Genomic DNA, 22,729 nt, shown 5'->3' on the forward strand with positions numbered 1-22,729 from the left:
CTCACAGTAGTGGGCGGCTGCGGTTCCGTCAGCCAAGCACCACTGCGACCCGATACCGCGGCCAAACACAGCCCTCCCGACGACCACCGCAAGCACAGTTACGCAATCAGCTGCCGAAGGACCCGAAACACCATGGCCAGGCGCCAAGCAACACCACCGGATACGGATTACACCGAGAAGATCATCGACATTGACGTCACCTCCGAGATGGAGGGCTCCTTCCTGGAGTACGCCTACTCGGTGATCTATTCGCGCGCACTTCCCGACGCCCGCGACGGCCTGAAGCCGGTGCAGCGCCGGATCCTGTACATGATGACTGACATGGGCCTGCGCCCCGACCGCGGCCACGTGAAGTCAGCGCGTGTCGTGGGCGAGGTCATGGGCAAGCTCCACCCCCACGGGGACGCCGCCATCTACGACGCCATGGTCCGGATGGCCCAGGACTTCTCGCTGCGTCTGCCGCTCATCGACGGGCACGGAAACTTCGGTTCGCTTGATGACGGCCCCGCAGCGGCCCGTTACACCGAGGCCCGCCTCGCCGCAGCGGCGCTCACGATGACGGACCACCTCGGCGAGGACGTCGTCGACTTCATCCCGAACTATGACAACCAGCTCACGCAGCCCGAAGTCCTGCCCGCAGCCTTTCCGAATCTCCTCGTCAACGGAGCAACCGGCATAGCCGTCGGCATGGCCACCAACATGGCTCCGCACAACCTCGGTGAGGTCATCGCGGCGGCCCGGCACCTGATCGACAACCCGGACGCGACGCTGGATGACATCATGCGCTTCGTTCCCGGACCCGACCTCCCCAGCGGCGGCAAGATCGTCGGCCTGGACGGCATCCGGGACGCCTATGCCACGGGCCGCGGATCATTCAAGACACGGGCCGCGGTGGAGGTTGAGCAACTCTCGGCACGCCGCACCGGCCTCGTGGTCACTGAACTGCCGTACATGGTGGGACCCGAGAAGGTCATCGAAAAAATCAAGGACGCCGTGACAGCGAAGAAGCTGCAGGGCATTTCCGACATCGTGGACCTGACGGACCGTACGCACGGATTGCGTCTGGTCATCGAGCTGAAGAACGGGTTCAACCCGAACGCGGTGCTCGCGCAGCTCTACCGGTACTCCCCGATGGAGGACTCCTTCGGCATCAACAACGTCACCCTGGTAGACGGCCAGCCGCGAACCCTCGGGCTCGTGGAACTGCTGCAGGTGTACATCAGCCACCGCATCTCGGTTGTCCGGCGCCGCACCTCCTACCGGCTTGGAAAGAAGAAGGATCGCCTCCACCTGGTGGAGGGCCTGCTCATCGCCATCGTGGATATCGATGAGGTCATCCAGATTATTCGTTCCTCCGATGAGGCAGCAGCGGCCCGGACAAGGCTCATGTCGATCTACGACCTGACGGAGATCCAGGCCAACTACATCCTCGAGCTCCGCCTGCGCCAGTTGACCAAGTACTCGCGCATCGAGCTGGAGAAGGAGCAGGACGAACTGCGCAGGGAAATTGCTGAACTCGAGGAGATCCTCGGCTCTGAGCAGAGGCTGCGCGGTCTGGTTTCCGAGGAGCTCGCCGCCATCGCGGAGCAGTTTGCCACCCCGCGGCGCACCGTGCTGCTCGAATCGGAGGCAAGCGCCCCGTTGAGGGGCACCGTTCTGCCTACGCCGGCAGGCAACGGCGCCAAGGCGCCGCTGACCCTCGAGATCGCGGACGATCCGTGCTGGGTCGTCCTTTCGACCTCCGGTCAGCTTGCACGCACAACGGGCCAGGAGCCCATCGCCGACGGCGGCCAGCGGGTGAAGCACGACGCCTTCACCTCCATCGTCGCGACCACCGCCCGCGCGGAGATCGGAGCCCTGACCTCCTCCGGACGCATGGTGCGGCTGCAGGTGGTGGACATGCCCGCGCTCCCTCCCACGAACGGAATCCCGAATCTGGCCGGCGGAGTCTCGGTCAAGGAATTCATCACGCTCGAACGCGGCGAGTCCCTGGTGGGCCTCGTGCCCCTGGACAAGTCCTTCGCGCTCGGTACCGCGCAGGGCGTGGTCAAGCGCGTTGTCCCCGACTACCCCCTCAACCGCGATGATTGGGAAGCGATCACCCTGAAGCCCAAGGACAGCGTGGTGGGCCTTGCTCCGGCCGGCGACGCCGACGACCTCGTCTTCGTCACCCGTGAGGCGCAGCTGCTGCGCTTCAACGCCTCCGCGGTACGGCAACAGGGCCGCATGGCCGGCGGGGTGGCCGGCATCAAGCTGGCCGGTGACGACGCCGTCGTCCACTTTGGTGCGGTGAAGGCGGACGATCCTGACGCCGTCGTCGTGACCATTGCAGCGGGCAGTGAGGCCCTGCCGGGGACTACTCCGGGCTCGGTCAAGGTCACGGAGTTCGCCGAGTACCCGGCCAAGGGGCGGGCCACCGGCGGCGTGCGCTGCCACCGGTTCCTGAAGGGCGAGGACCACCTGGCGCTTGCGTGGGCCGGACATGGGCCGGCGCGGGCGGTGTCGGCTACAGGTGTGGCACGGGCGCTTCCAACGGAACATGGCCGCCGCGACGGTTCCGGTGTGGCGCTGTCGCAGCCGGTCGAGGCTATCGGTCCCAGCCCTGCCTAGACCCTGATGTCCCCAAGCCCAGGTGAGGCTATTCCGGCGTTATTCCGGCGTCCCGAGCCGCTTCTCGTAGGCCATCGACCGGCGGGTGGGCGTGTATCCCATGCGCTCGTACAGGCCAAGGGCGCCCGACGGATTCTCGGTGTCCACGCCGAGGCCGGCGTTTTCCATGCCGCTTGCCTTGAACCGGCGCATGGCTTCGGCGAGGAGCGCCGGTGCAAGACGGCGCCCGCGCCAGTCGCGTCTCACGCCGAGCAGCTCGATGTAGCCCTCGTCGTGGCCGACGAGCTCCTTTGACTCAGGGTCATAGCTGGCGATCGCATAGCCAACCACATCACCGGACGAATTGTCGATCACCGCGAGGCTCCACTCGGCCCGGAACTCGGGGTGTGTGACGGTGTACCGCCAGCTTTCCTCGTCGCGGGGTTCACTTCCCCAGTGGTCCCGGAATGCGTCGTTGTGGGCCAAGCGGATTGCTTCGGAGAGGTCGTCGCTGAAGGTCACGATCTCGAACTCCGGATCGAGATCGACTTCCGGAATGTCCTCCGACAGATCCCGTGTCATCTCCGTGAACCATCGGACAATGCTGCTGCCTTTGGACTCCATCAGCGCCTGGTGGCCCGGGTTCAGCTCTTCGACGTAGGAACGGATGAAACCGCCCTCGATTCCGGCGTCCCTCAGCCGTTGCCGGGCCCGTGCGAGGTGCCAGTCATGAATCGAACTGCCGATCCCCCTCCGCCGCCACGCAGGGTCGACACCTCCGAAGACGTGGACCAGTTGTGAACCGGGATTGGCGCTGATTCGGCCGAAAGCCCGGGGGGTTCCTTCCTCGTCCAGGCCCAGAATCGTGTCCAGCTCGGGGTCGTTCTTCGAGGCCTCGAGTACTTCCTCGAGATCCGCCCGCTGCTCGATCCAGTCCGGCTTGTCCGCGACGGCCATCCGGCGCAGCAGGGCCTCCCAGCCGTCGATGTCCGCGTCCGTTATTGCCCGCCAGCGCAGCTGCTGGTCGGTGGGTTTCAGCTCAGGCGTAGGCATGCTCCCAGCGTAGGTGATTGCCGGTATTGCCCGGAGAAAGTTCGACGCCGGTGTCGCACCTGAGTGCCTCCGCCCGGTCGTGGGTGACGAGCAGAACTGGTTTGTCACCCAGGCCGTTGCGCAGGTCGCGCATGAGCCGGCCGGCGCCGTCGGAATCCAGGTGGGCGGTGGGCTCGTCGAGGATCAGTGCCGGAGCGCGGGTCAGCAGTGCGCGTGCCACGGCAAGGCGCTGCCGCTGTCCGCCCGAGAGGCGGCTCCCGCCGGCGCCGATCCTGGCATCCAGTCCCCCGGTGCGGTCACGTACGGCGACGGCCAGTCCCACCCGCTCGAGCACGCGCCAGAGCTCATCGTCCCCGGGCAACTCGTTCGGGTCGCAGGCGAGCAGGAGGTTCGCCCGCACGGATGAATCGAACAGGTAGCCTTCCTGCGGGCACCAGGCGGCAGGCAGCGCGCCCGGCCCGGGATCCTCCGAAGCGCTGACGAGGTACCTGCCGCGGCTCAGCGGGAGGAATCCAAGCAGCGCGCCGATGATGGTGGACTTGCCGCTGCCCGAGGGGCCGGTGAGCGCGGTCCAGGACCCGCTGCGCACCTCAAGGGTGACGCCCTCCACCACATTGATGCCCGGCTCGTACCCGACGGCGGCATCCACCAACGCGAGGGCAGGTGCTTCCTCTGCCCGCACGGTCTCCGGCACACGTCCCGGACCCGCCTGACCCTCCAGGGCGGGCCGGGGCTGCAGGTTCGCGTCGAGCCGCCGCGTCACGGCACCGAACGGACCCCACTGCTGCACGGCGGCAACCCCGAGAGCAAGCGGCTCGATCAGCGCAAGCTGCATGAGTACGACGACGGCCACCACCTCCGCGGACTGCCCGCCGGAGCCGGCGAGAATGGCGATCGCGGCGGCCGTGCAGCCGAGGATGACGAGCGCTTGCCCCGTGCCGGCTGCCCAGGAACTGCGCCGCAGGCCGCGGGCGGCGCCGGCTTCCAGTCGCGCGAGGCGGTCGAGGGCCCGGCAGGTGAGCCCGTTGACGGAGATGTCCCGCGACGCCTGGAGAAGGCTGGTTGTTTCCGCAAGGGAAGCCGCGCGCAGGCTGATTCCCGCCGCTCCTGCCGAGCGTTCCGCCAGCAGCGCGGCGGCCGGGGCAGCCAGGAGCCCGACGGCGACCGCGAAGACCTGCCAACCGATAGCGGAAGGCAGGAGAATCGCCGTCGTTCCGATGGCGGCCAGGCCGGTCAGGACGGCGGTGAGCGGCGGGAAGGTTGCCCGCGCAGCGGTGTCGCGCAGCTCGTCGATGTCACCCACAAGGCGTTCGATGCCCCCGGACCCGCGGGAGAGCGAGCGCCAGGATTCGGCACGTCCCAGCAGGGTTTGCCATAGCCGTAGCCGGATGGCGTCGGCCGTCTGCAGGATGCTCTCATGCAGCCACAGTCGCTCACAGTAGCGCAGCAGGGAACGGCCGATTCCGAAGAACCGCACGCCGACGATGGCGGCCAGCAGATAGAGGATGGGCGGCTGCTCGGAGGCCCGGACGATCAGCCAGCCCGAGAGGGCGGTGAGCGCGACGGCGAAGACTGACGAACCCGTACCGAAGGCGAGCGCTGCGAGGAACCGTGGCGACCAGGGACGCACCAGGGCGAGCTCACGGAGAAAAGTGTGGGGGGTCGCGCGGTTGTCCGTCGGTTCGGGCGGCCCGTCCTGATGGACAGGCTCCCCTACCGCAGTTGCCGGCTCTGCCGGTTCCGGGGCCGTTTCCCGGCGGGCTGGAGCACCAGATCGAGGAAGCCGACCGGCCTGCATTTGCCTGTCCACCGCCGGCCCAAGGTCGATCGTCCGGTCGGCAAGGGCTGCGGTCTCGTCGTCGTGCGCGATGAGCACAACCGTCACGGTTCCGCGCAGGTGGTTGACGGTGCGGCGGATGATGTCCGAGGAGGCTTCATCCACGTGCGCTGTGGGTTCATCGAGCAGGAGGGTTCCGCCGGTGGGCTCAATGCGCAGCAGGGCCCTCGCCAGCGCGAGCCGCCGGAGCTCTCCCGGGCTCAGTTCGCCCGTCGACTTGTCCAGCAGATGCGTGCCTCCCACTCGCGCAAGGGCGCGCAGGAGCGGTTCGTCGTCCGGGGGCGAGTCGGCGTAGAAGGCGAGTTCTTCCCGAACAGTACGAAGGAGTGGCTCGGGATGCTGCGGTACCCAAGCGATCGGTCCGGGAATCGGTGTCGCTGCTCCGGTTATCTGGAGACCGGGCTGGGGCATTCCGGCGAGCAGGCCCATCAGCGTGGACTTTCCCGAGCCGCTGGCTCCCCGCACCGCGGTGATGGTCCCCGGGACCAGCGTGAAGCTGAGGTTCTGCACGATCGGCGCCTCGGAGCCGTCGAACCGGAAGGTGAGTTCCTCCGCTCCGGCGGGTGCGCCGTCGTCCTGTCCTTGCGCCGCTCGGGGAGCCGGGGGCGAGTCGATGATGGCGCGCACGTTGCGTCCAACCTCAAGTCCGTCGTCGCTGGCGTGATGCGCGGCTCCCAGATCCCGAAGCGGCAGGTAGCACTCCGGGGCAAGGATAAGGGCGAGCAGGCCGACCTCGAGTCCCACGTCCCCGTGAATAAGGCGTACCCCGACGAAGACGGCTACAACGGCAACCGAGATCGTGCTGATGAGTTCGAGGGCGAGGGAAGACAGGAAGGCGATGCGCAGCGTTTCCATGGTGCGGCGCGAGTATCCCGCGCCGATGTCCTGGAGCGCGCGGGTCTGGGCGCTGGCACGGCCGAGGCCGACGAGCGCCGGCAAGCCCTTCGCCAGTTCCAGCAGGTGGTCCGACAGCCGGTCCAGCGAGGCCCGCGCGTCTGCCGTGCGGTCCTGCGTATGCCAGCCGATGAGCACCATGAATACCGGGATCAGCGGAATGGTCACCACGATGACGACTGCGCTGATCCAGTCAGCGGCAAGGATGCGCGCGCCGACCAGGAGAGGGACCACGGCGCAGGTGATCAGGGCGGGCAGATATTGGGTGTGGTACTTGTCGAGGCCGTCGAGTCCGCGCGTGAGCAGCACGCTGAGCGCTCCCGTGCCCTGCTTGCCGCTTCCGGAACCGCCCTCAGCGAGCACCCGCCCAAGCGCTTCGCGGCGCAGCTGCTCCTTCACGCCGTGTGCGAGTTGCTGCGCGGTTCCCTGCTGTGCCCAGGCGGCACCGGCGCGGAGCCCTGCGCCGGCCAGCCCTAGCCAGAGCAGTTCCACCGCAGGCTCCAGACCGCCCGCCAGTGAAGCAACGCCCCGGGCAATTGCTTCTGCGACCAGAATCAGAGCGGCCGCCTTCACCGCCGCGAGGACGCCTAGGACATAGATTGGCCCTACCGGGACGGCGGCACCCGCCGGTCCGCGGGCCAGCACCCGGTCGATCACAGCGGGCTCACGGAATGCGCTTCGGGGATGCTCTGCTCAGTGACGCGTTTCCGGAAGACCCAGTAGGTCCAGCCCTGGTACGCGAGCACCAGCGGCACGCCGAAGGCGGCGATGATGCTCATCAGCCCAAGTGTGTAGGGAGAACTGGATGCGTTCTCGACCGTGAGGCTGAACGCCTCGTTGAGCGTTGATGGCAGCACAACCGGATAGACCGAGCCGAAGATGCACGCCAGTGACGCCGCCAGCGCAACTCCCAGCCAGATGAAACCCCAACCGTCGCGCGAGGAACGCTCCGCGAACCACGACGCAACGGCCGCGACGACTGCACCGAGCAGGGCGAGGCCCGTCCAGACGGTTCCGTCCGCGATGTATACCCTCGCGGCCCAGAGCAGCAACGGCACGACGGCGATGGGCAGCAGCCGCACCAGGAGCCTGCGTGCCCGCTCCCGGATAGGGCCGTCGGTCTTCAGGACCAGAAACGCCAGCGCATGGGCAATGCAAAACAGCACGACGGCGGCGGCGCCAAGGAGCGCATCGAACGTCAGCCAGACGAACGGTCCACCCACCCGGTCGCCGTTCTCGTTGAGCGGCAGGCCGGTGGTTGTCAGTGCGAGGGCCGCGCCGATCCCTGCCGCTGAGGTGAAGGAGCCGAAGAAGATCGCCCGGTCCCAGCGGCGGCGCCACTGGTCGCTGTTCATCTTCCCCCGGTATTCAAAGGCGACCGCCCGAAAGATCAGTGCCAGGAGCACCAGGACGAAGGGCAGGTAGAGCGTGGAGAGCAGCGATGCGTACCAGAGCGGGAAGGCCGCAAGGGTGGCGCCGATGGCAGTCACGAGCCATACCTCGTTGCCGTCCCACACGGGGCCTACGGTGTTGAGGAGGACCCTCCGCTCGCGGTCCGTCCGTGCGAAGAGTTTCATCAGCATGCCGACGCCGAGGTCGAACCCCTCGAGGAAGAGGTAACCGGTCCACAGCACTGCGATCAGGATGAACCAGATCGTCGGAAGCAGTTCGTTCATGCGCGGTGTTCCTTTCCGCGGGGTAGGATTCGGGTCGGGAAGTCAGTAGGCGAAGGCGAGGACATCGTCGTCATCCTTTCCGCGGGAGGAGCTGTCGTCGTCGCTGGGTGCGGCAAGTTCCGGCATGGCCGAGGCAACGCCGCCGCGCACATAGGTGAAGAGCAGCCTCACCTCGACGACCAGCAGGACGGCGTAAACGAGGGTTAGCGCAACCAGGGAAAAGACGAGTTCGGCCAGTGACACCCCGGGCGACACGGCCGCGGCCGTGAACATGAACACGCCGTCGACGCCGCTGGGATCCGGGTTGGGCGCTACCACGAAGGGCTGGCGGCCCATCTCCGTGAAGATCCAGCCGGCGGAGTTGGCTCCGAAGGGGGCGAGGATCCCGAACACCGCAAGCTGCATGAGCCGGCGCGATTCGGGGACCGTCCCCTTCCGCAAAATCCACAGTGCTACCGCGGCTGCGCCGGCCGCCATCACGCCGAAGCCGATCATGATGCGGAAACCCCAGTAGGTAACCTCCATGACCGGGAGGTAGTCGATGGGCATTCCGGCGCGCTCGCCGTACATGGGGTCATTGGGAAGGGTCTTTCCGTACTGCTCCTCGTATTCCGGCAGAAGCGTGTTGACGCCTCTGACCTCGGTGGTGAAATCACCGTTCGCGAGGAAGGACAGCAGGCCGGGCACTTCGAAGACCGCCACTATGTCGTCGCAGTTCTGGGAACCCAGATTGCCCACCGAGAGGACGGAGAAACCGGTGCCGTCGTGGCAGGCGGCCTCAGCTGCCGCCATTTTCATAGGCTGCTGTTCGAACATCAGCTTCGCCTGCAGGTCACCCGAGACTGCCGTCCCGGCGAATGAAACAAGCGCGACGACGGCGCCGATTCGCGCTGAGCGCAGCCACACCTGGTGGTCCATGAGGCCGCGTGACCGGGTGTCATCCTTGCCGACGACCACCGTGCCGTCGTCGTCGACCGTGTCCAGGCCGTCGTGGCGCCGCTTCCAGAGGTGGTACCAGGCGATGCCCAGGAGGAAACCGCCGGCCACCGCGAGGGCACCGAACACCGTGTGGGTGAAGGCAACCAGTGCGGTGTTGTTGGTGAAGACCGCCCAGGCGTCCACCATGCGTGCGCGCCCGTCCACGAGCTCCACGCCGACGGGATGCTGCATCCAGGAGTTGGCCACGATGATGAAGTAGGCGGAGAAGACGGATGCCAGTACCGCGGCCCACAGTGAACCGAGATGCAGCACCTTGGGCAGCCGCTGCCAACCGAAGATCCAGAGGCCGAGGAAGGTCGACTCGACGAAGAACGCGAGCAGCGCCTCCATGGCGAGGGGAGCACCGAAGACGTCGCCGACGAACCGGCTGTATTCGCTCCATGCGAGCCCGAACTGGAACTCCTGCACCAGCCCGGTGGCCACGCCCATGATGAAGTTGATGAGGAAGAGCTTTCCCCAGAACTTGGTCATGCGCAGGTAGTGTTCCTCGCCTGTCCGGTACCACTGGGTCTGCATGACCGCGACAACCAGGCCGAGGCCGATCGTCAGCGGCACCATCAAAAAGTGGTAAACGGTGGTGATGCCGAACTGCCACCGGGCGATTTCAAGTGCTTCCACAGGTCCTCGATTCCACAAGCACAGGCGATGATCCCAAGTTCTACATGTCGTAGAAAAGTATCTTCTACACATCGTAGAACAACTTCCGGGTCCTCTTCTACATGGCGTAGAACCTTTGGCAAAAAAGTTGTAGATTAGAGGAGTTGGAACCGGCTTTACGACCGCAATACCCGCAGACCAGCGGGAACAAATGGACGAAGGAACAAGAATGGCCACGCTCGGTGAGCTCGAACGCACAGTCATGGACCTGCTGTGGGGTACCCAGGAGGCCTTGACGGCCAACGCTCTCCGTGATGCGTTGGCGCTTGCCCCGGAAGGCACCGCAGAGGGCAAGGAACTTGCGGTAACCACCGTGCTGACCGTACTGTCCCGACTGGAAAAGAAGGGCCTGGTCGAGCGCGAGCGCGACACCCGCCCGCACCGCTACCGCGCAGTGACCAGCCGGGAAGATCACACCGCCGAACTCATGCACGAGGTCCTGGTGACTGCCCCCGATCGCGAAGCAGTCCTCGCCCGTTTCATCGGCAGCGTTTCCGAGAGCGAGGCCCGCACCCTCCGGCGGCTCCTGGGCAGCAACTAGCACCCGATGTTCTGGGCCTCCCACTTCCTGGCCACGCTCGCCGTGGTTCTGGCATGGCCTGCCCCGATCGCGCTCTCCAGGGCGCAGTGGCCCTCGCGCTCGCCGTTCACTGCCATGATCCTGTGGCAGGCAATCGCCCTTGCCGGTGGCCTCTCGATGATCGGCGCCATGCTGGTCTGGGGACTCGAGCCGCTGGGAGACAACCTGCTCCAAGCGTTACGCGGGCTCTGGGACGTCCTGGTGAACAATCGGCCGGCAGACACTCTCGGGCTGGTTCACGTATTCGCCCTCAGTGCGGCGACCCTGCTGACCGCGCATCTCGTCTTCACGCTGCTCATCACCTATGTGCGGATCACGGGACAGCGACGACGGCACCGAAACCTGCTGAACCTGCTGAGCTCACCCTCGCGCACCAATCCGTCCACCCTCGTGATCAAGCACCCGACCCCGGTCGCTTACTGCCTGCCCGGCGGCGCACGTTCCGTAACGGTCCTTTCGGATGGTTTGATGGGGCTGCTGTCGGAGGAGGAACTGCGGGCCGTACTGGTACATGAGCGTGCCCACCTAAGCCAGCGCCATCATCTTCTGCTGTGGGCCTTTGCAGCGTGGCGCTCTGCCCTGCCCTGGCTTCCGACGTCGCGCCTGGCCCAACGGGCAGTCAACGAACTCATTGAGATGCTCGCCGACGACGAGGCAGTCAAGCAGGTGGATCAGGAAACCCTCGTCGGCGCGATCGCGATAGTGGCCACCGGGTCACACGGACCGGCGACTGTTGCGCCGAAACAGGCGCCCCCGGATGGCAGCATCGAACCGGATCCGGATCAGGAAGACGCCTCGCTCTCCACCGTTCGCAGGCTGCGCCGTCTGCTGGAACCGAAGCGACCGCTCTCCCCCGTGCAGTCCTTCGCCGCGCTGGCGACATCGGCGCTGCTGCTCATGGTGCCCACGGTGCTGCTGATCGCGCCGGGTCTCTTCGACTGACCAAATTTGCGGCCCGCCGCAGGTGCTTCAGGGCCGGCGGCGTCACCGCTCAGGCGTCGATGCGTTCCCGATCCAGCGACGCGGCGCCGGCGACGATGAAGTCTTTCCGCGGTGCGACATCGCTGCCCATCAGCAGGTCGAACACCCGTTCGGCGGCTTCGGCCTCCTGGATCCGCACCCTGCGCAATGTGCGGTGGCGCGGATCCATGGTGGTTTCAGCCAACTGACCGGCGTCCATCTCCCCCAGCCCCTTGTAGCGCTGGATAGGTTCCTTGTAGCGCCTCCCCTCGCGTTCGAGCGTGGCCAGCAACCTGTGCAGTTCCTGCTCCGAGTAGGTGTAGACGGTTTCGTTCGCCTTGCTCCCCGGGTTGAGGATCTCCACCCGATGCAGCGGCGGGACGGCCGCGAAGACACGACCTGCATCGACGAGGGGGCGCATATACCGGAAGAAAAGGGTCAGGAGCAGGGTGCGGATATGGGCGCCGTCCACGTCCGCGTCCGTCATCAGGATGACCTTCCCATAGCGGGCTGCGTCGAGTTGGAAGCTGCGGCCTGATCCGGCACCAACAACCTGGATCAGGGCTGCACACTCGGCGTTGGAAAGCATATCGCCGACCGAAGCCTTCTGGACGTTGAGGATCTTCCCGCGAATGGGCAGCAGCGCCTGGTAGTCAGAGGACCGGGCAAGCTTCGCTGTGCCCAGTGCGCTGTCTCCCTCGACGATGAACAGTTCGGAACGCTCAACGTCGTCGATGCGGCAGTCAGCCAGCTTGGTGGGCATGGAGGACGTCTCCAGCGCATTCTTCCGGCGCTGTGTCTCCTTGTGTACGCGCGCCGAAACCCGCGACTTCATTTCGGCGACGACCTTCTCCAGCAGGAGCGCGGACTGGGCCTTGTCTCCGCGCGCCGAAGAATTGAGTTTGGCCAGGATCTGCGTTTCCACGACCTTTGCGACGATGGCCCGGACGGCGGATGTTCCGAGGATCTCCTTTGTCTGTCCTTCGAACTGCGGCTCGGCCAGACGAACGGTCAGCACTGCCGTGAGGCCGGCGAAGACGTCGTCCTTCTCCAGCTTGTCATTGCCTGCCTTGAGCTTGCGGGCATTGGCTTCGACTACCTTCCGGAACGTCTTCAGGAGCGCCTGTTCGAATCCGGCCTGATGGGTTCCGCCCTTGGGGGTGGCGATGATGTTGACGAAGCTCTTGACCGTCGTGTCATAACCGATGCCCCAGCGCAGCGCGATGTCCACCTCACAGTCGCGTTCCACTTCAGCGATCCGGCTGTGTCCCTGGTCATCGAGGACGGGCACGGATTCCTTGAACCGCCCGGAGCCGTGGAGCCTCCACACGTCGGTCACTGCGTGATCGATGGCGAGGAATTCCACGAACTCTGAGATTCCGCCGTCGTGGTGGAACACTTCCTCCACCACGCCGTCATGGCCGGGAAGGCCGCGTTCGTCCCGCAGCGTGATCCGGAGACCTGGAACAAGGAAGGAGGTCTGCCGCGCGCGTGCCTGCAGTTCCTCATAGGAGAATTTGGCATCGGCAGTGAAAATTTGGCGGTCTGCCCAGTAGCGGATCCTGGTACCGGTAACTCCGCGTTTTGTGGTGCCCACGACTTCGAGGCGGGAGCTGTCGACGAAGGGAGAGAACTTCGCTGTCGGCAAAGGCTTGCGCTCGTCGGCGAAATTCCCGGGTTCGCCCCTGCGGAAGGACATCTGGTAGGTCTTGCCGCCCCTGTCCACCTGCACGTCGAGACGGGCGGAAAGGGCATTGACCACGCTGGCGCCCACGCCGTGGAGGCCGCCGGATGCGGTGTAGGAGCCGCCGCCGAATTTTCCGCCGGCGTGGAGCTTGGTGAAGACCACTTCAACGCCGCTGAGCCCCGTCTTGGGTTCAGCGTCCACGGGAATTCCGCGTCCGTCATCGTGCACTTCCACCGAGCCGTCGGCGTGGAGGATGACCGTGATGCTTTGTCCATGGCCTGCCAGGGCCTCATCGACAGAGTTGTCGATGATCTCCCAGAGGCAGTGCATGAGGCCACGGGAGTCAGTGGACCCGATGTACATACCCGGGCGTTTGCGTACCGCCTCAAGACCCTCGAGTACGGAAAGATGGCGGGCTGTGTATTCAGAGCTGGGGGCCACTTCCTTGGAAACTCCTTGGGATTGAGGTCTATCGCGGGGTGGTGTGCGCGACGGGAGCGGCGCGCCGTACCAAGCATATTCTGTCATTTGCGCTAGTGACGGCAGGCTTGCCGGGGCGATCAGCCCGCGCTTGGACCGCGCGCGGGAGGATACGCGCTCAGCGAAAGCACACCCAGCTTGCGAAGAAACGGCTACGAATAGTGGTTATATGAAGTACAGGAACCACTAAGGAGGCATCCATGACAACAGCTACAGCAACCCGCGAGCTGACCGCGCTTCACCGTTGTGACCGGTGCGGAGCCCAGGCGTATGTTCGCGCAGTCCTTCAGTCCTCCGGTGGTGAGCTTCTCTTCTGCGGCCATCACGCACGCGCTGTGGAGAGCACCCTTCGTCCGCAGACTTCCGAGTGGCAGGACGAAACTGCCCGGTTGACCGAGAAGTCCCAGAGCGCTGTAGAGGCTTAATCGCCATCGTGGTGGAGCCTCCTACTGGATGGCACGACATACAGGAAGAACCCCCTCCTCGGAGGGGGTTCTTCCTGTATGTTGTGCGTGCCGGGACCTCACGGTGCCCGATTCAGGATTCTAGTCGAGGTAGTCCCGCAGAACCTGGGATCGCGACGGGTGCCGTAGCTTCGACATGGTTTTGGACTCTATCTGCCGGATGCGCTCACGGGTGACCCCATAGACCTTGCCGATTTCGTCAAGGGTCTTAGGCTGACCGTCCGTGAGACCGAACCGCATTGCTACTACCCCGGCTTCCCGTTCGGACAGGGTGTCCAGGACGGAATGGAGCTGCTCCTGCAGGAGGGTGAAGCTCACGGCGTCAGCCGGGACGACAGCTTCAGAGTCTTCGATGAGGTCACCGAACTCGGAGTCACCGTCTTCGCCCAGCGGGGTGTGGAGCGAGATGGGCTCACGGCCGTACTTCTGGACCTCCACGACCTTCTCAGGGGTCATGTCCAGTTCGAGTGCCAGCTCTTCCGGGGTCGGTTCCCGGCCAAGGTCCTGCAGCATCTGGCGCTGAACACGAGCCAGTTTGTTAATGACTTCAACCATGTGAACCGGAATACGGATGGTGCGGGCCTGGTCCGCCATGGCACGGGTGATCGCCTGGCGGATCCACCACGTCGCATAGGTGGAGAACTTGAAGCCCTTCGTGTAATCGAACTTCTCCACCGCGCGGATGAGGCCAAGGTTGCCTTCCTGGATCAGGTCCAGGAAAAGCATGCCACGGCCGGTGTAGCGCTTGGCCAGCGAGACGACCAGACGGAGGTTCGCCTCCAGGAGGTGGTTCTTGGCGCGCTTTCCGTCATGGATAACCCATTCGAGTTCCCGACGCAGTTTCGGGTCGATGTTCTCGTTCGCCGCGAGCTTCTCCTCGGCGAAGAGACCAGCCTCGATGCGCAGGGCCAGATCGACTTCCTGCTCAGCATTGAGCAGCGCTACCTTGCCGATTTGCTTCAGGTAATCCTTGACCGGGTCCGCGGTGGCGCCAGCGGAAACCACCTGCTGCGCGGGCGCGTCGTCGTCGTCAGCGTCCGAATAGACGAAGCCGCTGCCGGTGGGTGCTTCCGCAACCTCCGGTTCGGCTGCGTCGGTGTCTGCACTGTCGACGTCCGCAGCTCCGGGCTCGATCTCCTGCTCGGGAAGATCCTCCGCGGGAGCCTTCGTGTTTACACTGCTCTCGTTTGCCGCGCGCTTGGCACCGCGCGCGGTACCAGCCTTCGACGCCGGTTTCGCGGCGGAGGCTTTGCGCTTGGTTGCAGTTGTACCGGGTTCGGTTAACACCGGTGCTGTTGTCTTCTTGGCCGACACTCAAGAACCTTTCATACGGCGGTTTGCGGCGCCACCAAGGGGGCAACACCACTATGACCCTGTCAAGTCCGTGTTTGAAATCAGACCCATCTTCGGAAACTGTTGATACATACAACAGCTCCGCCGAGTGCGCTATTCCCTTGCGGAGATGCAGTGGTGTGAACACCACATCCGCAAATCTATTGCGCGTCGATCTGAAACACGAACCCAACCGGGTCTCAAATTCCATTGTCGCACGCTTTGCGGAAGGCACGTAATTCCTGGACGTAGGATCGGGGCACCCCGGCTCTCGCGTAGATCGCTCTGCCAACCTGCACCCGTACCGCGTAAGAGCCGTTCCCAGAGCATGCCGGATGTATCGGCCCGCTTAGGCGGCGCGGCGGGAATCCGAAGTCCAGGCAGTTTCGCGCCGGCGAGCCCATTGAGCGAGTGACCCGGTGCCGACCAACGCCAGCAGGAGTTCAGCGAGGGTATATCCCGGGGCCTCGTCGAGCGCCTCCTGAAGATAATGGTGCGCACGGGAGCCCCTGCCACGTGCCCACTCAAGCCAGCCGAGGATGCTGAGGAGAGCAGCCCGCGGCTGCCCGCTTGCTACGGCCGTCAGCCTCAGGAAGAGGGCGTGTGCCGCATCCAGGCGGTTCCAGTCGGGCGTGCCGAGCGTGGCAAGGAAAACCTCCCGGAAGAGAAGGGCAGGGTTCCCTGCAGCCTCTGCCTCCACGCGCGCCGGTTCCGCGGCTTCACCCGCATGCAGACCCCTCTTCATCACTTCGCAGGCCGCCGGGAGGCCCACCTCCTCCGGGTCTGCCGGCAGGACGCCACCATCGACAGCCGCCGCCTGGGCGGCACTGAGGCCGACGGCAGCCAGCACGATGACGCTGTCGCGCACAGGAGCGCTGGCGAGCCCGGCAAGGAGAAAGGCGATCACTTCCGGCGCTTCCCCGGTGCTCGCTGCCTCCCCCTCGTCAGTGATGAGTGCATTCCAAAGCAAAAGGCTGTCACGGCCCAGACTGGACCTGTCCCATTTGCCGTGCCATCGCTCCATGTAGGCGGAAGTGAGTCTGTGGACCTCTTCATTGTGAACGGCGTCGACAGTGCCCAAGGCCGCTTCCAGCGATTCGGCGTACGTGCTTCCCTGGAAGACCAACTCAGCGTTGAGGATGCTCTCAGTGATGCGGGTAAGAGGGTGCCCCGGCCATGGACAGCATGACGCGTCCTCGCAGAAGTAGTCCCGCCAGTGTGTGGAGCTGACCAGCCACCCGTCCAGCAGGGTCAGGCCTGCTGCGTCAAGGACCAGATCGAGGCAATGGACCATTGGAGCATGTGGCGGCGCGTCGGGCTCCGCCCATGCGGTGTCGGTGTAAATGACCATCAACGCGCCGTCGGCCGACGAATCGGATTCAAGGTAGTCCCGGACTGTTGCCGCGTAGTCCAAAGGATCCGTGTCCGGGGACGGAAGGTCCAGGCGGAGGGTGGCGCCGACGCGCTTGCCCGACATGGTGAGGAACACCAGGCTCTCGCGCGGCTGAAAGCCGAGGACGTGCGGGACGTAGCTGAGGATGTCGGCGGGAGAGCTGACCTTGATGGGTGCGTCGGAACGGGATGCGTTAGCTGTCATGCTTACGACTCTGATACCGCAGCCGGGACCGGAGACGCTGTTGCCGCGCTATGTGGGTAACTGCCATGAACCAAGCCGGTGTGGAGGAAGGGTCGCTACCTGCGGGCTTCGCGGCGTCGTCGTAGTTCCCTTGCGATCGCCTGCCGAAGCGGGGGCACAATGATCGACTGACGCGCCAGCTGGGCACGAACCCGGCGACGGAGCACCACGATCGCGACCGTACCGATTCCAAGGACAAGGAACTGCACCGAAAAAGCGATCCGGAAGGAATCCAGGGCATACAGGTCGCCGTTGGAGAAGCCGCTTGCCAGCAGCACATCGAGAACAAGCCCCACGGCGAACATTGTGAGGAGGGCCGCTGTGAATCCACCGATGTTCACAATGCCGGTTGCGGTCCCGAGGCGGGACGCCGGATTGAACGTCCTGGCGAAGTCGAAGCCGATCATGGATCCAGGTCCCCCGACCGCCAGCGTCACGACCAGCAGCACAAGCAGCCAGACTGGCGCTCGACCCGGATAGGTCAGAACCACCAGCCAGGCAAGTGCGGTGACCGCCGTGATTGCCAGGACCATGGTCGAGCGGCGCAGCGGATGCCTGGCAACGTAAACGCCAAGAAGCGGCCCGCAGATCATGCCGACCACCACGAAGAGCGTCATCAGCAGTGAAGCCGTCGGAGCCGCGAGTTCCTGCGCGCTCACCAGGTAGGGGTAGCCCCAGATGAGGACGAAGACCGTTCCCGAGAACTGCGTCGTGAAGTGGCACCACAGGCCGAGGCGGGTTCCAGGTTGCTTCCATGCCTCCGACAGAGAGACGCCGGTCTGCCGCAGGGATATCCGGTTTCGCTGGTCGCTTCCTTCCGGGTGATCACGGATCAGTGTCAGGCCCAGTGCAGCCGCAAGGATGCCGAGCCCGGCTGCGGAGAGAAAAGCGCTGCTCCATCCCACGACCTGCAGTATGGCGAGGAAGGGTACGACACTGAGGATCTGCCCGAGCTGGCCGAGGATGCCTGTCAGTTGGGTCAGCACCGGAATTTTCCGGGTTTCGAACCAGGCAGGCAGCAGCCTGAGCACCGCGACAAACGTCATGGCGTCGCCGCCGCCAACCAACAGGCGTCCAACGATTCCCGCCGTGATGGACTCAGCGAAGGCAAGCTGGGTCTGTCCCAACGCCATCAGGACGGCCCCGCTGACAATCATGACGCGCGGTCCAAACCGGTCGACCAGCACCCCTACCGGGATCTGCATTCCTGCGTAGACCACGAGCTGCGCCACAGTGAAGACAGCCAACGCGGACGCTGTGGCATCGAAACGTTCAGTTGCCTCAATACCTGCGACCCCGAAAGAAGTGCGCTGGGTGACCGCTATCAGGTACGCCAGGACTCCGGCGGCCCATACCACCCAGGCACGCCGGTCCGTCCGGTGTTCCGAATCAGTCCCCAGCCCGTTCCCCTCCGTCTTCACCGGTTGCCGGGGAACCGTCGTCGTCAGTGGTCGGCTCGGGAGCCGCGCTGCCAGGCTCGGGGAATTCATCTTCGTCTGCGCTGTTCAGCGTATCGGCGAGCTCGTCGGCTGCGCGCGGTCCGGCCAGGAAGGCCTCAACGGCGGCTGCGAGCTCTTCGGCGCTGGCCAATTCCATGTTCTGCTTGACCAGCAGGGAACGCCGGGAGCCATCCGTATGCTCGTCGTAGCGCTTCTCCAGCGAGGACACCACCCCCTGCACCTCGGCTGAATTGTCCACCTGCCGTGTGATCTGCCGCTCCACGTCCCGGCCGGCTTCCCGCATCCGGTCGGTGGGCAGGACGCGGCCGATGGATGCGCCAAGGTACTCCAGGGCAGTCACCGCGGCAGGCGGGTACTCGGCCTCCGCCAGATAATGCGGCACGTGCACCACGTAACCGACGACGTCGTGTCCCGTTTCCGTGAGACGCAGTTCAAGAAGATGGCCAACAGAGGACTGCAGCTCCGCAGTGGGTTTCCAGGCGGAGCCCATCCCCTCGATCAGGTCACCCCGGTTTCCGTGTACCGTCACGCCAAGCGGGCGCGTATGGGGAACAGGCATGGGCAGCGAATGGACCCAGGCGACCAGCGGCACCTCAAGCAGGGAGATCAACTGTCCGACGGCGGCGCAGAACCTTTCCCATTGAAGGTCCGGTTCCATGCCGCTCAGCAGTAGAAACCTCTCCCCCAACCCGTCCTGAAGTACCCGAAGCTCAAGCGCCGGAGGCTGATAATCCCTGAGATGATCCTGCTCAAACGTGATGCGTGGGCGGCGACTGCGGTAATCAATGAGTTGGTCGGTGTCGAAAACCGCCAGCACCTCATTGTTTAGGGAACCCAGCAGCTCATCGCGTACTTGTGCGACCACCTGGCCGGCATCGACAAAACCGGTGAACCCAGCGATCAGTGGAAGTCCCCGCAGGGTCGGATCTTCGCTGATTGAGTTGCTCACGTTGTAAAGGCTTAGCGGCTCCAACATTGCTTCCTCCTCAGCTCAGGTAAATAGGATCGCCGCCGATGCCGCGATCCTTCGTCACAGTAGGTACCACTCTGGTTGTCAACCCTAGTTGATCGCCTGTAGATCTCAGTTGTCTAACACCCCCGCAGCTCGTACTCATTCCCCTGAACGCGTCCATAGGACGCATGTCACAGGGTGCGACTACGATCGGTAGGAACCCCAAGAGCGTGGCGAAACCCGCACGCCCCTGCAGTAATCTCCAGCCATCGGAAGCGAGGACGAACCTTCGTGAGCAATACCCGCGATATTCACCTGACCGCAGTCTCCCGGGACATCAAGAAATCCGAGTGCGAGGTGCTGGTGATCGGCACCGGCCAGAGCCCGGACGGTCCGATCCTCCTGGACAGCCCACTCTCGGCGAAATCCGCCCGGGCACTGACCGACACCCTCCCCTCGCTGGGAGTTACCGGAGCTGCTGACGAAGTGCGCCGTTTCCCTGGACTGCCCGAGACCGGAGCGGACGTGCTCGTCCTTGCCGGCACCGGACGCAGCGCACCGGGTACCCCGCTCTCCGATGAGACACTGCGCCGTGCGGCTGGAGCCGCCGCACGGCAGCTGGGCGGTGTGGAAAGCATTGCTGTTGCACTTCCCGCAGCCACCGTTGAGCAGGCCGCTGCCGTAGCCGAGGGCATCCTGCTCGGTAGCTATACATACACGGAGCACTACACGGCAGTCGGCGGCAAGGCTCCGCGGCCCTCGGCAAAGACCCTCTCGCGTGTCGCGATTCTCACTCCGGCTGCTGAGGACCGTTCCCTGCGGGCAGCCCTTGACCGGGTGGAGGCACTCGTACGGGGCGTCAATGTGACCCGTACCCTTGTCAACCAACCGCCGAGCCACCTCTACCCCGAGTCGTTCGCACAGTTCGCACGGGACCATGTCAAAGGCCTGCCCGTCAAGGTGACCGTCCTGGACGAGAAGAAGCTTGAGAGGGACGGCTACGGCGGCATTCTCGGCGTTGGCAAGGGCTCGTCCCGTCCGCCGAGGCTCGTAAAGCTTGAGTACACACCCGCCAAGTCGAAGATCAACCTCGCGTTCGTAGGCAAGGGCATCACGTTTGACTCCGGCGGCCTGTCCCTGAAGCCGGGTGCCGGGATGCAGACGATGAAGCTGGACATGGCAGGCGCCGCCGTCGTGCTCACCGCTGTCGCGGCAATCGCCCAGCTCGGCCTCCCGGTAAGCGTCACCGGCTGGTTGTGTCTGGCGGAGAATATGCCGTCCGGCACGGCTCAGCGGCCTTCAGACGTACTCACCACCTTCGGCGGCCGGACCGTAGAGGTACTCAACACCGATGCCGAGGGGCGCCTGGTCATGGCTGATGCGCTGGCCGCTGCCAGCGCCGAGTACCCCGATGCCATCATCGACGTAGCCACGCTCACGGGCGCCCAGATGGTCGCCCTCGGCAAACGCGTCTCGGGGGTGATGGGTGATGACGGCGTCCGGGACGCCGTGAAAGCTGCTGCCGATCGCGTGGGTGAGCAGTTCTGGCCCATGCCTCTGCCGGAGGAACTGCGTCCGAGCCTCGATTCGACAGTGGCTGACATCGCAAACATCGGGGAGAAATTTGGTGGCATGATGACCGCTGCGGTGTTCCTCCGGGAGTTCATCGGTGAAGTGGACGGGGAGAAAATTCCCTGGGCACACCTCGATATTGCCGGTCCTGCCTTCAATGAGGGCGGTGCCTACGGTTACACGCCGAAGGGCGCCACAGGTGTGGGGGTTCGTACCCTCCTGGGCTACGTGGAGGACGTCGTCGAGCGCGCCGAGAAACAGTCCGCCTGAACCTGCACGCCCCGGGGTGAGACTCGACACATAGGGGTGTGCTTCAGCCTTCATCAAGTGGCTGATGGTGTGATCTGGCGATAGGGTGAACCCAGATCACACCAAGCATTCCGCCAGACATCAATAGACGCGCGAACCTAAGTGCGTCACCGATCACGCGAGGGAGCGTCCAAGTGGCCGATACGGCAACTGCGCAAGAATTCGACATCCTGATATTGGGCGGAGGCAGCGGCGGCTACGCCGCCGCCCTTCGAGCCGTTCAGCTCGGCTTCACTGTCGGGCTGGTTGAGAAGGCCAAGCTCGGAGGAACCTGCCTTCACAACGGATGTATCCCCACGAAAGCCCTGCTGCATTCAGCCGAGGTTGCAGACAGCGCGCGGTCCGCTGAGAAGTACGGCATCAAGGCCACCTTCGAATCCATCGACATGACGGCCGTGAACGCCTACAAGGACGGCATCATTGCCGGCAAATACAAGGGCCTGCAGGGACTCATCAAGTCCAAGGGCATTACCGTCATTGAAGGCGCAGGCCGGCTGACCGGACAGAACACCGTTGAGGTTGACGGCACCACCTACACCGGCAAGAACATCGTTCTTGCTACCGGCTCGTACTCACGTTCGCTCCCCGGTCTCGAAATCGGCGGCAAGGTCATCACCTCGGACCAGGCCCTCACCATGGACACCATCCCCTCAAGCGCGATCGTGCTTGGCGGCGGTGTTATCGGTTGCGAATTCGCCTCTGTCTGGAAGTCATTCGGCGTCGACGTCACCATCATTGAAGGCCTGCCATCGCTGGTTCCCAATGAAGATGCCGTGATCGTCAAGAACCTCGAGCGCGCTTTCAAGAAGCGCGGCATAAAGTTCAACACCGGCACCTTCTTCGAAAAGGTCGAGCAGAGCGAGGACGGCGTCAAGGTCATCCTCGCCGACGGCAAGACTTTCGAGGCGGATCTGCTGCTGGTTGCAGTCGGCCGCGGCCCCGTCACGGACGGCCTGGGCTACGAGGACGCCGGCATCACCCTCGACCGCGGTTTTGTTATCACCGACGAGCGTCTGCACACGGGTGTCGGCAACATCTACGCTGTGGGCGACATCGTCCCCGGCCTGCAGCTTGCGCACCGGGGCTATCAGCAGGGCATCTTTGTCGCGGAGGAAATCGCGGGGCTCAAGCCGGTCGTCGTTGAAGACATCAACATTCCGAAAGTCACCTACTGTGAACCGGAGATCGCTTCGGTCGGCCTCACTGAGAAGGCGGCCAAGGAGAAGTTGGGCGATGACAAGGTCGATACACAGGAATATAACCTCGCGGGCAACGGCAAGAGCTCCATTCTCGGTACCGGAGGCATCGTAAAGCTGGTCCGCGAGAAAGATGGTCCGATCGTCGGCGTCCACATGATCGGCACCCGGATGGGCGAGCAGATCGGCGAGGCCCAGCTCATTGTGAACTGGGAAGCTTACCCGGAGGACGTGGCCCAACTGGTTCACGCACACCCCACCCAGAACGAGTCCCTGGGCGAGGCCCACCTCGCCCTCGCCGGCAAACCGCTCCACGGCTGACCGCAGCTTCCGCTGCCGCTTGAACCTGCACCAACCTCCCATAAAGCATCACTGGCAACCTCACACCGACCGGCT

At 64.6% G+C, this 22,729-nt stretch carries 15 protein-coding genes; 6 read left to right on the top strand and 9 right to left on the bottom strand.

The annotated features are described in order from the left end of the window. Positions 1-132: 132 nt before the first annotated feature. Positions 133-2,610, top strand: a complete 2,478-nt coding sequence (locus AC4D2M_RS13325; protein WP_490892371.1) for a DNA gyrase/topoisomerase IV subunit A — start codon at positions 133-135, stop codon at positions 2,608-2,610. Between the two features lie 39 nt (positions 2,611-2,649). Here AC4D2M_RS13325 and AC4D2M_RS13330 read toward each other — a convergent pair whose 3' ends face one another. From AC4D2M_RS13330 to AC4D2M_RS13345, 4 genes are read right to left on the bottom strand one after another with little or no spacing between them, the layout of a single operon-like run. Then, positions 2,650-3,642: a GNAT family N-acetyltransferase gene (locus AC4D2M_RS13330; RefSeq protein ID WP_490892372.1), complete on the bottom strand. Its 993-nt coding sequence runs from the start codon at positions 3,640-3,642 to the stop codon at positions 2,650-2,652. Beyond that, positions 3,629-7,030, bottom strand: coding sequence for a thiol reductant ABC exporter subunit CydD (cydD, locus tag AC4D2M_RS13335; protein WP_490892373.1), 3,402 nt, complete (start codon positions 7,028-7,030; stop codon positions 3,629-3,631). The genes AC4D2M_RS13330 and cydD overlap by 14 nt, the downstream gene beginning before the upstream one ends. Continuing rightward, positions 7,027-8,049: a cytochrome d ubiquinol oxidase subunit II gene (gene cydB / locus AC4D2M_RS13340; RefSeq protein WP_490892374.1), complete on the bottom strand. Its 1,023-nt coding sequence runs from the start codon at positions 8,047-8,049 to the stop codon at positions 7,027-7,029. The genes cydD and cydB overlap by 4 nt, the downstream gene beginning before the upstream one ends. 42 nt (positions 8,050-8,091) lie before the next feature. After that, positions 8,092-9,666, bottom strand: coding sequence for a cytochrome ubiquinol oxidase subunit I (locus AC4D2M_RS13345; protein ID WP_490892375.1), 1,575 nt, complete (start codon positions 9,664-9,666; stop codon positions 8,092-8,094). A gap of 208 nt (positions 9,667-9,874) precedes the next feature. Between AC4D2M_RS13345 and AC4D2M_RS13350 the strand changes: the two genes are divergently transcribed. Both AC4D2M_RS13350 and AC4D2M_RS13355 read left to right on the top strand, forming a co-directional pair. After that, positions 9,875-10,246 carry a BlaI/MecI/CopY family transcriptional regulator gene (locus AC4D2M_RS13350; protein ID WP_490892376.1) on the top strand — a complete coding sequence of 124 codons (372 nt, stop codon included), beginning with the start codon at positions 9,875-9,877 and terminating at the stop codon, positions 10,244-10,246. 6 nt (positions 10,247-10,252) lie between these two features. Continuing rightward, on the top strand, positions 10,253-11,227 hold the full coding sequence (locus AC4D2M_RS13355; RefSeq protein WP_490892377.1) for a M56 family metallopeptidase: 975 nt from the start codon (positions 10,253-10,255) through the stop codon (positions 11,225-11,227). A 49-nt stretch (positions 11,228-11,276) separates the two neighbouring features. Here the strand turns inward: AC4D2M_RS13355 and AC4D2M_RS13360 are convergent, their stop codons facing one another. Then, positions 11,277-13,373, bottom strand: coding sequence for a DNA gyrase/topoisomerase IV subunit B (locus AC4D2M_RS13360; RefSeq protein WP_490892378.1), 2,097 nt, complete (start codon positions 13,371-13,373; stop codon positions 11,277-11,279). Between the two features lie 239 nt (positions 13,374-13,612). On the opposite strand from AC4D2M_RS13360, the gene AC4D2M_RS13365 reads away from it, so the two are divergent. Further along, positions 13,613-13,837 carry a DUF7455 domain-containing protein gene (locus tag AC4D2M_RS13365; protein ID WP_490892379.1) on the top strand — a complete coding sequence of 75 codons (225 nt, stop codon included), beginning with the start codon at positions 13,613-13,615 and terminating at the stop codon, positions 13,835-13,837. 120 nt (positions 13,838-13,957) lie between these two features. On the opposite strand, the gene AC4D2M_RS13370 is transcribed toward AC4D2M_RS13365, so the two are convergent. The 4 genes from AC4D2M_RS13370 to AC4D2M_RS13385 all read right to left on the bottom strand — a co-directional run bounded on the left by AC4D2M_RS13370 (position 13,958) and on the right by AC4D2M_RS13385 (position 19,280). Beyond that, positions 13,958-15,190 carry an RNA polymerase sigma factor gene (locus AC4D2M_RS13370; protein WP_490892380.1) on the bottom strand — a complete coding sequence of 411 codons (1,233 nt, stop codon included), beginning with the start codon at positions 15,188-15,190 and terminating at the stop codon, positions 13,958-13,960. Positions 15,191-15,557: 367 nt separating this feature from the next. Continuing rightward, positions 15,558-16,805 carry a DUF4192 domain-containing protein gene (locus tag AC4D2M_RS13375; RefSeq protein ID WP_490892381.1) on the bottom strand — a complete coding sequence of 416 codons (1,248 nt, stop codon included), beginning with the start codon at positions 16,803-16,805 and terminating at the stop codon, positions 15,558-15,560. A 95-nt stretch (positions 16,806-16,900) separates the two neighbouring features. Then, on the bottom strand, positions 16,901-18,265 hold the full coding sequence (locus AC4D2M_RS13380; protein WP_490892382.1) for an MFS transporter: 1,365 nt from the start codon (positions 18,263-18,265) through the stop codon (positions 16,901-16,903). Next, complete coding sequence (locus AC4D2M_RS13385; RefSeq protein WP_490892383.1) at positions 18,234-19,280, bottom strand: proteasome assembly chaperone family protein; 1,047 nt, start codon at positions 19,278-19,280, stop codon at positions 18,234-18,236. The genes AC4D2M_RS13380 and AC4D2M_RS13385 overlap by 32 nt, the downstream gene beginning before the upstream one ends. A gap of 267 nt (positions 19,281-19,547) precedes the next feature. Between AC4D2M_RS13385 and AC4D2M_RS13390 the strand changes: the two genes are divergently transcribed. Then, complete coding sequence (locus tag AC4D2M_RS13390; protein ID WP_490892384.1) at positions 19,548-21,098, top strand: leucyl aminopeptidase; 1,551 nt, start codon at positions 19,548-19,550, stop codon at positions 21,096-21,098. Between the two features lie 173 nt (positions 21,099-21,271). Further along, positions 21,272-22,654, top strand: coding sequence for a dihydrolipoyl dehydrogenase (gene lpdA, locus AC4D2M_RS13395; RefSeq protein ID WP_490892385.1), 1,383 nt, complete (start codon positions 21,272-21,274; stop codon positions 22,652-22,654). Positions 22,655-22,729: the final 75 nt, after the last annotated feature.

The sequence above is a fragment of the Arthrobacter sp. TJ-270 genome (assembly GCF_058269075.1).

Coding starts and splice junctions, on each gene's coding strand:
- AC4D2M_RS13325 (WP_490892371.1), top strand. CDS start 133: ATGGCCAGGCGCCAAGCAACACCACCGGATACGGATTACACCGAGAAG.
- AC4D2M_RS13330 (WP_490892372.1), bottom strand. CDS start 3,642: ATGCCTACGCCTGAGCTGAAACCCACCGACCAGCAGCTGCGCTGGCGG.
- cydB (WP_490892374.1), bottom strand. CDS start 8,049: ATGAACGAACTGCTTCCGACGATCTGGTTCATCCTGATCGCAGTGCTG.
- AC4D2M_RS13350 (WP_490892376.1), top strand. CDS start 9,875: ATGGCCACGCTCGGTGAGCTCGAACGCACAGTCATGGACCTGCTGTGG.
- AC4D2M_RS13355 (WP_490892377.1), top strand. CDS start 10,253: ATGTTCTGGGCCTCCCACTTCCTGGCCACGCTCGCCGTGGTTCTGGCA.
- AC4D2M_RS13365 (WP_490892379.1), top strand. CDS start 13,613: ATGACAACAGCTACAGCAACCCGCGAGCTGACCGCGCTTCACCGTTGT.
- AC4D2M_RS13375 (WP_490892381.1), bottom strand. CDS start 16,805: ATGACAGCTAACGCATCCCGTTCCGACGCACCCATCAAGGTCAGCTCT.
- AC4D2M_RS13385 (WP_490892383.1), bottom strand. CDS start 19,280: ATGTTGGAGCCGCTAAGCCTTTACAACGTGAGCAACTCAATCAGCGAA.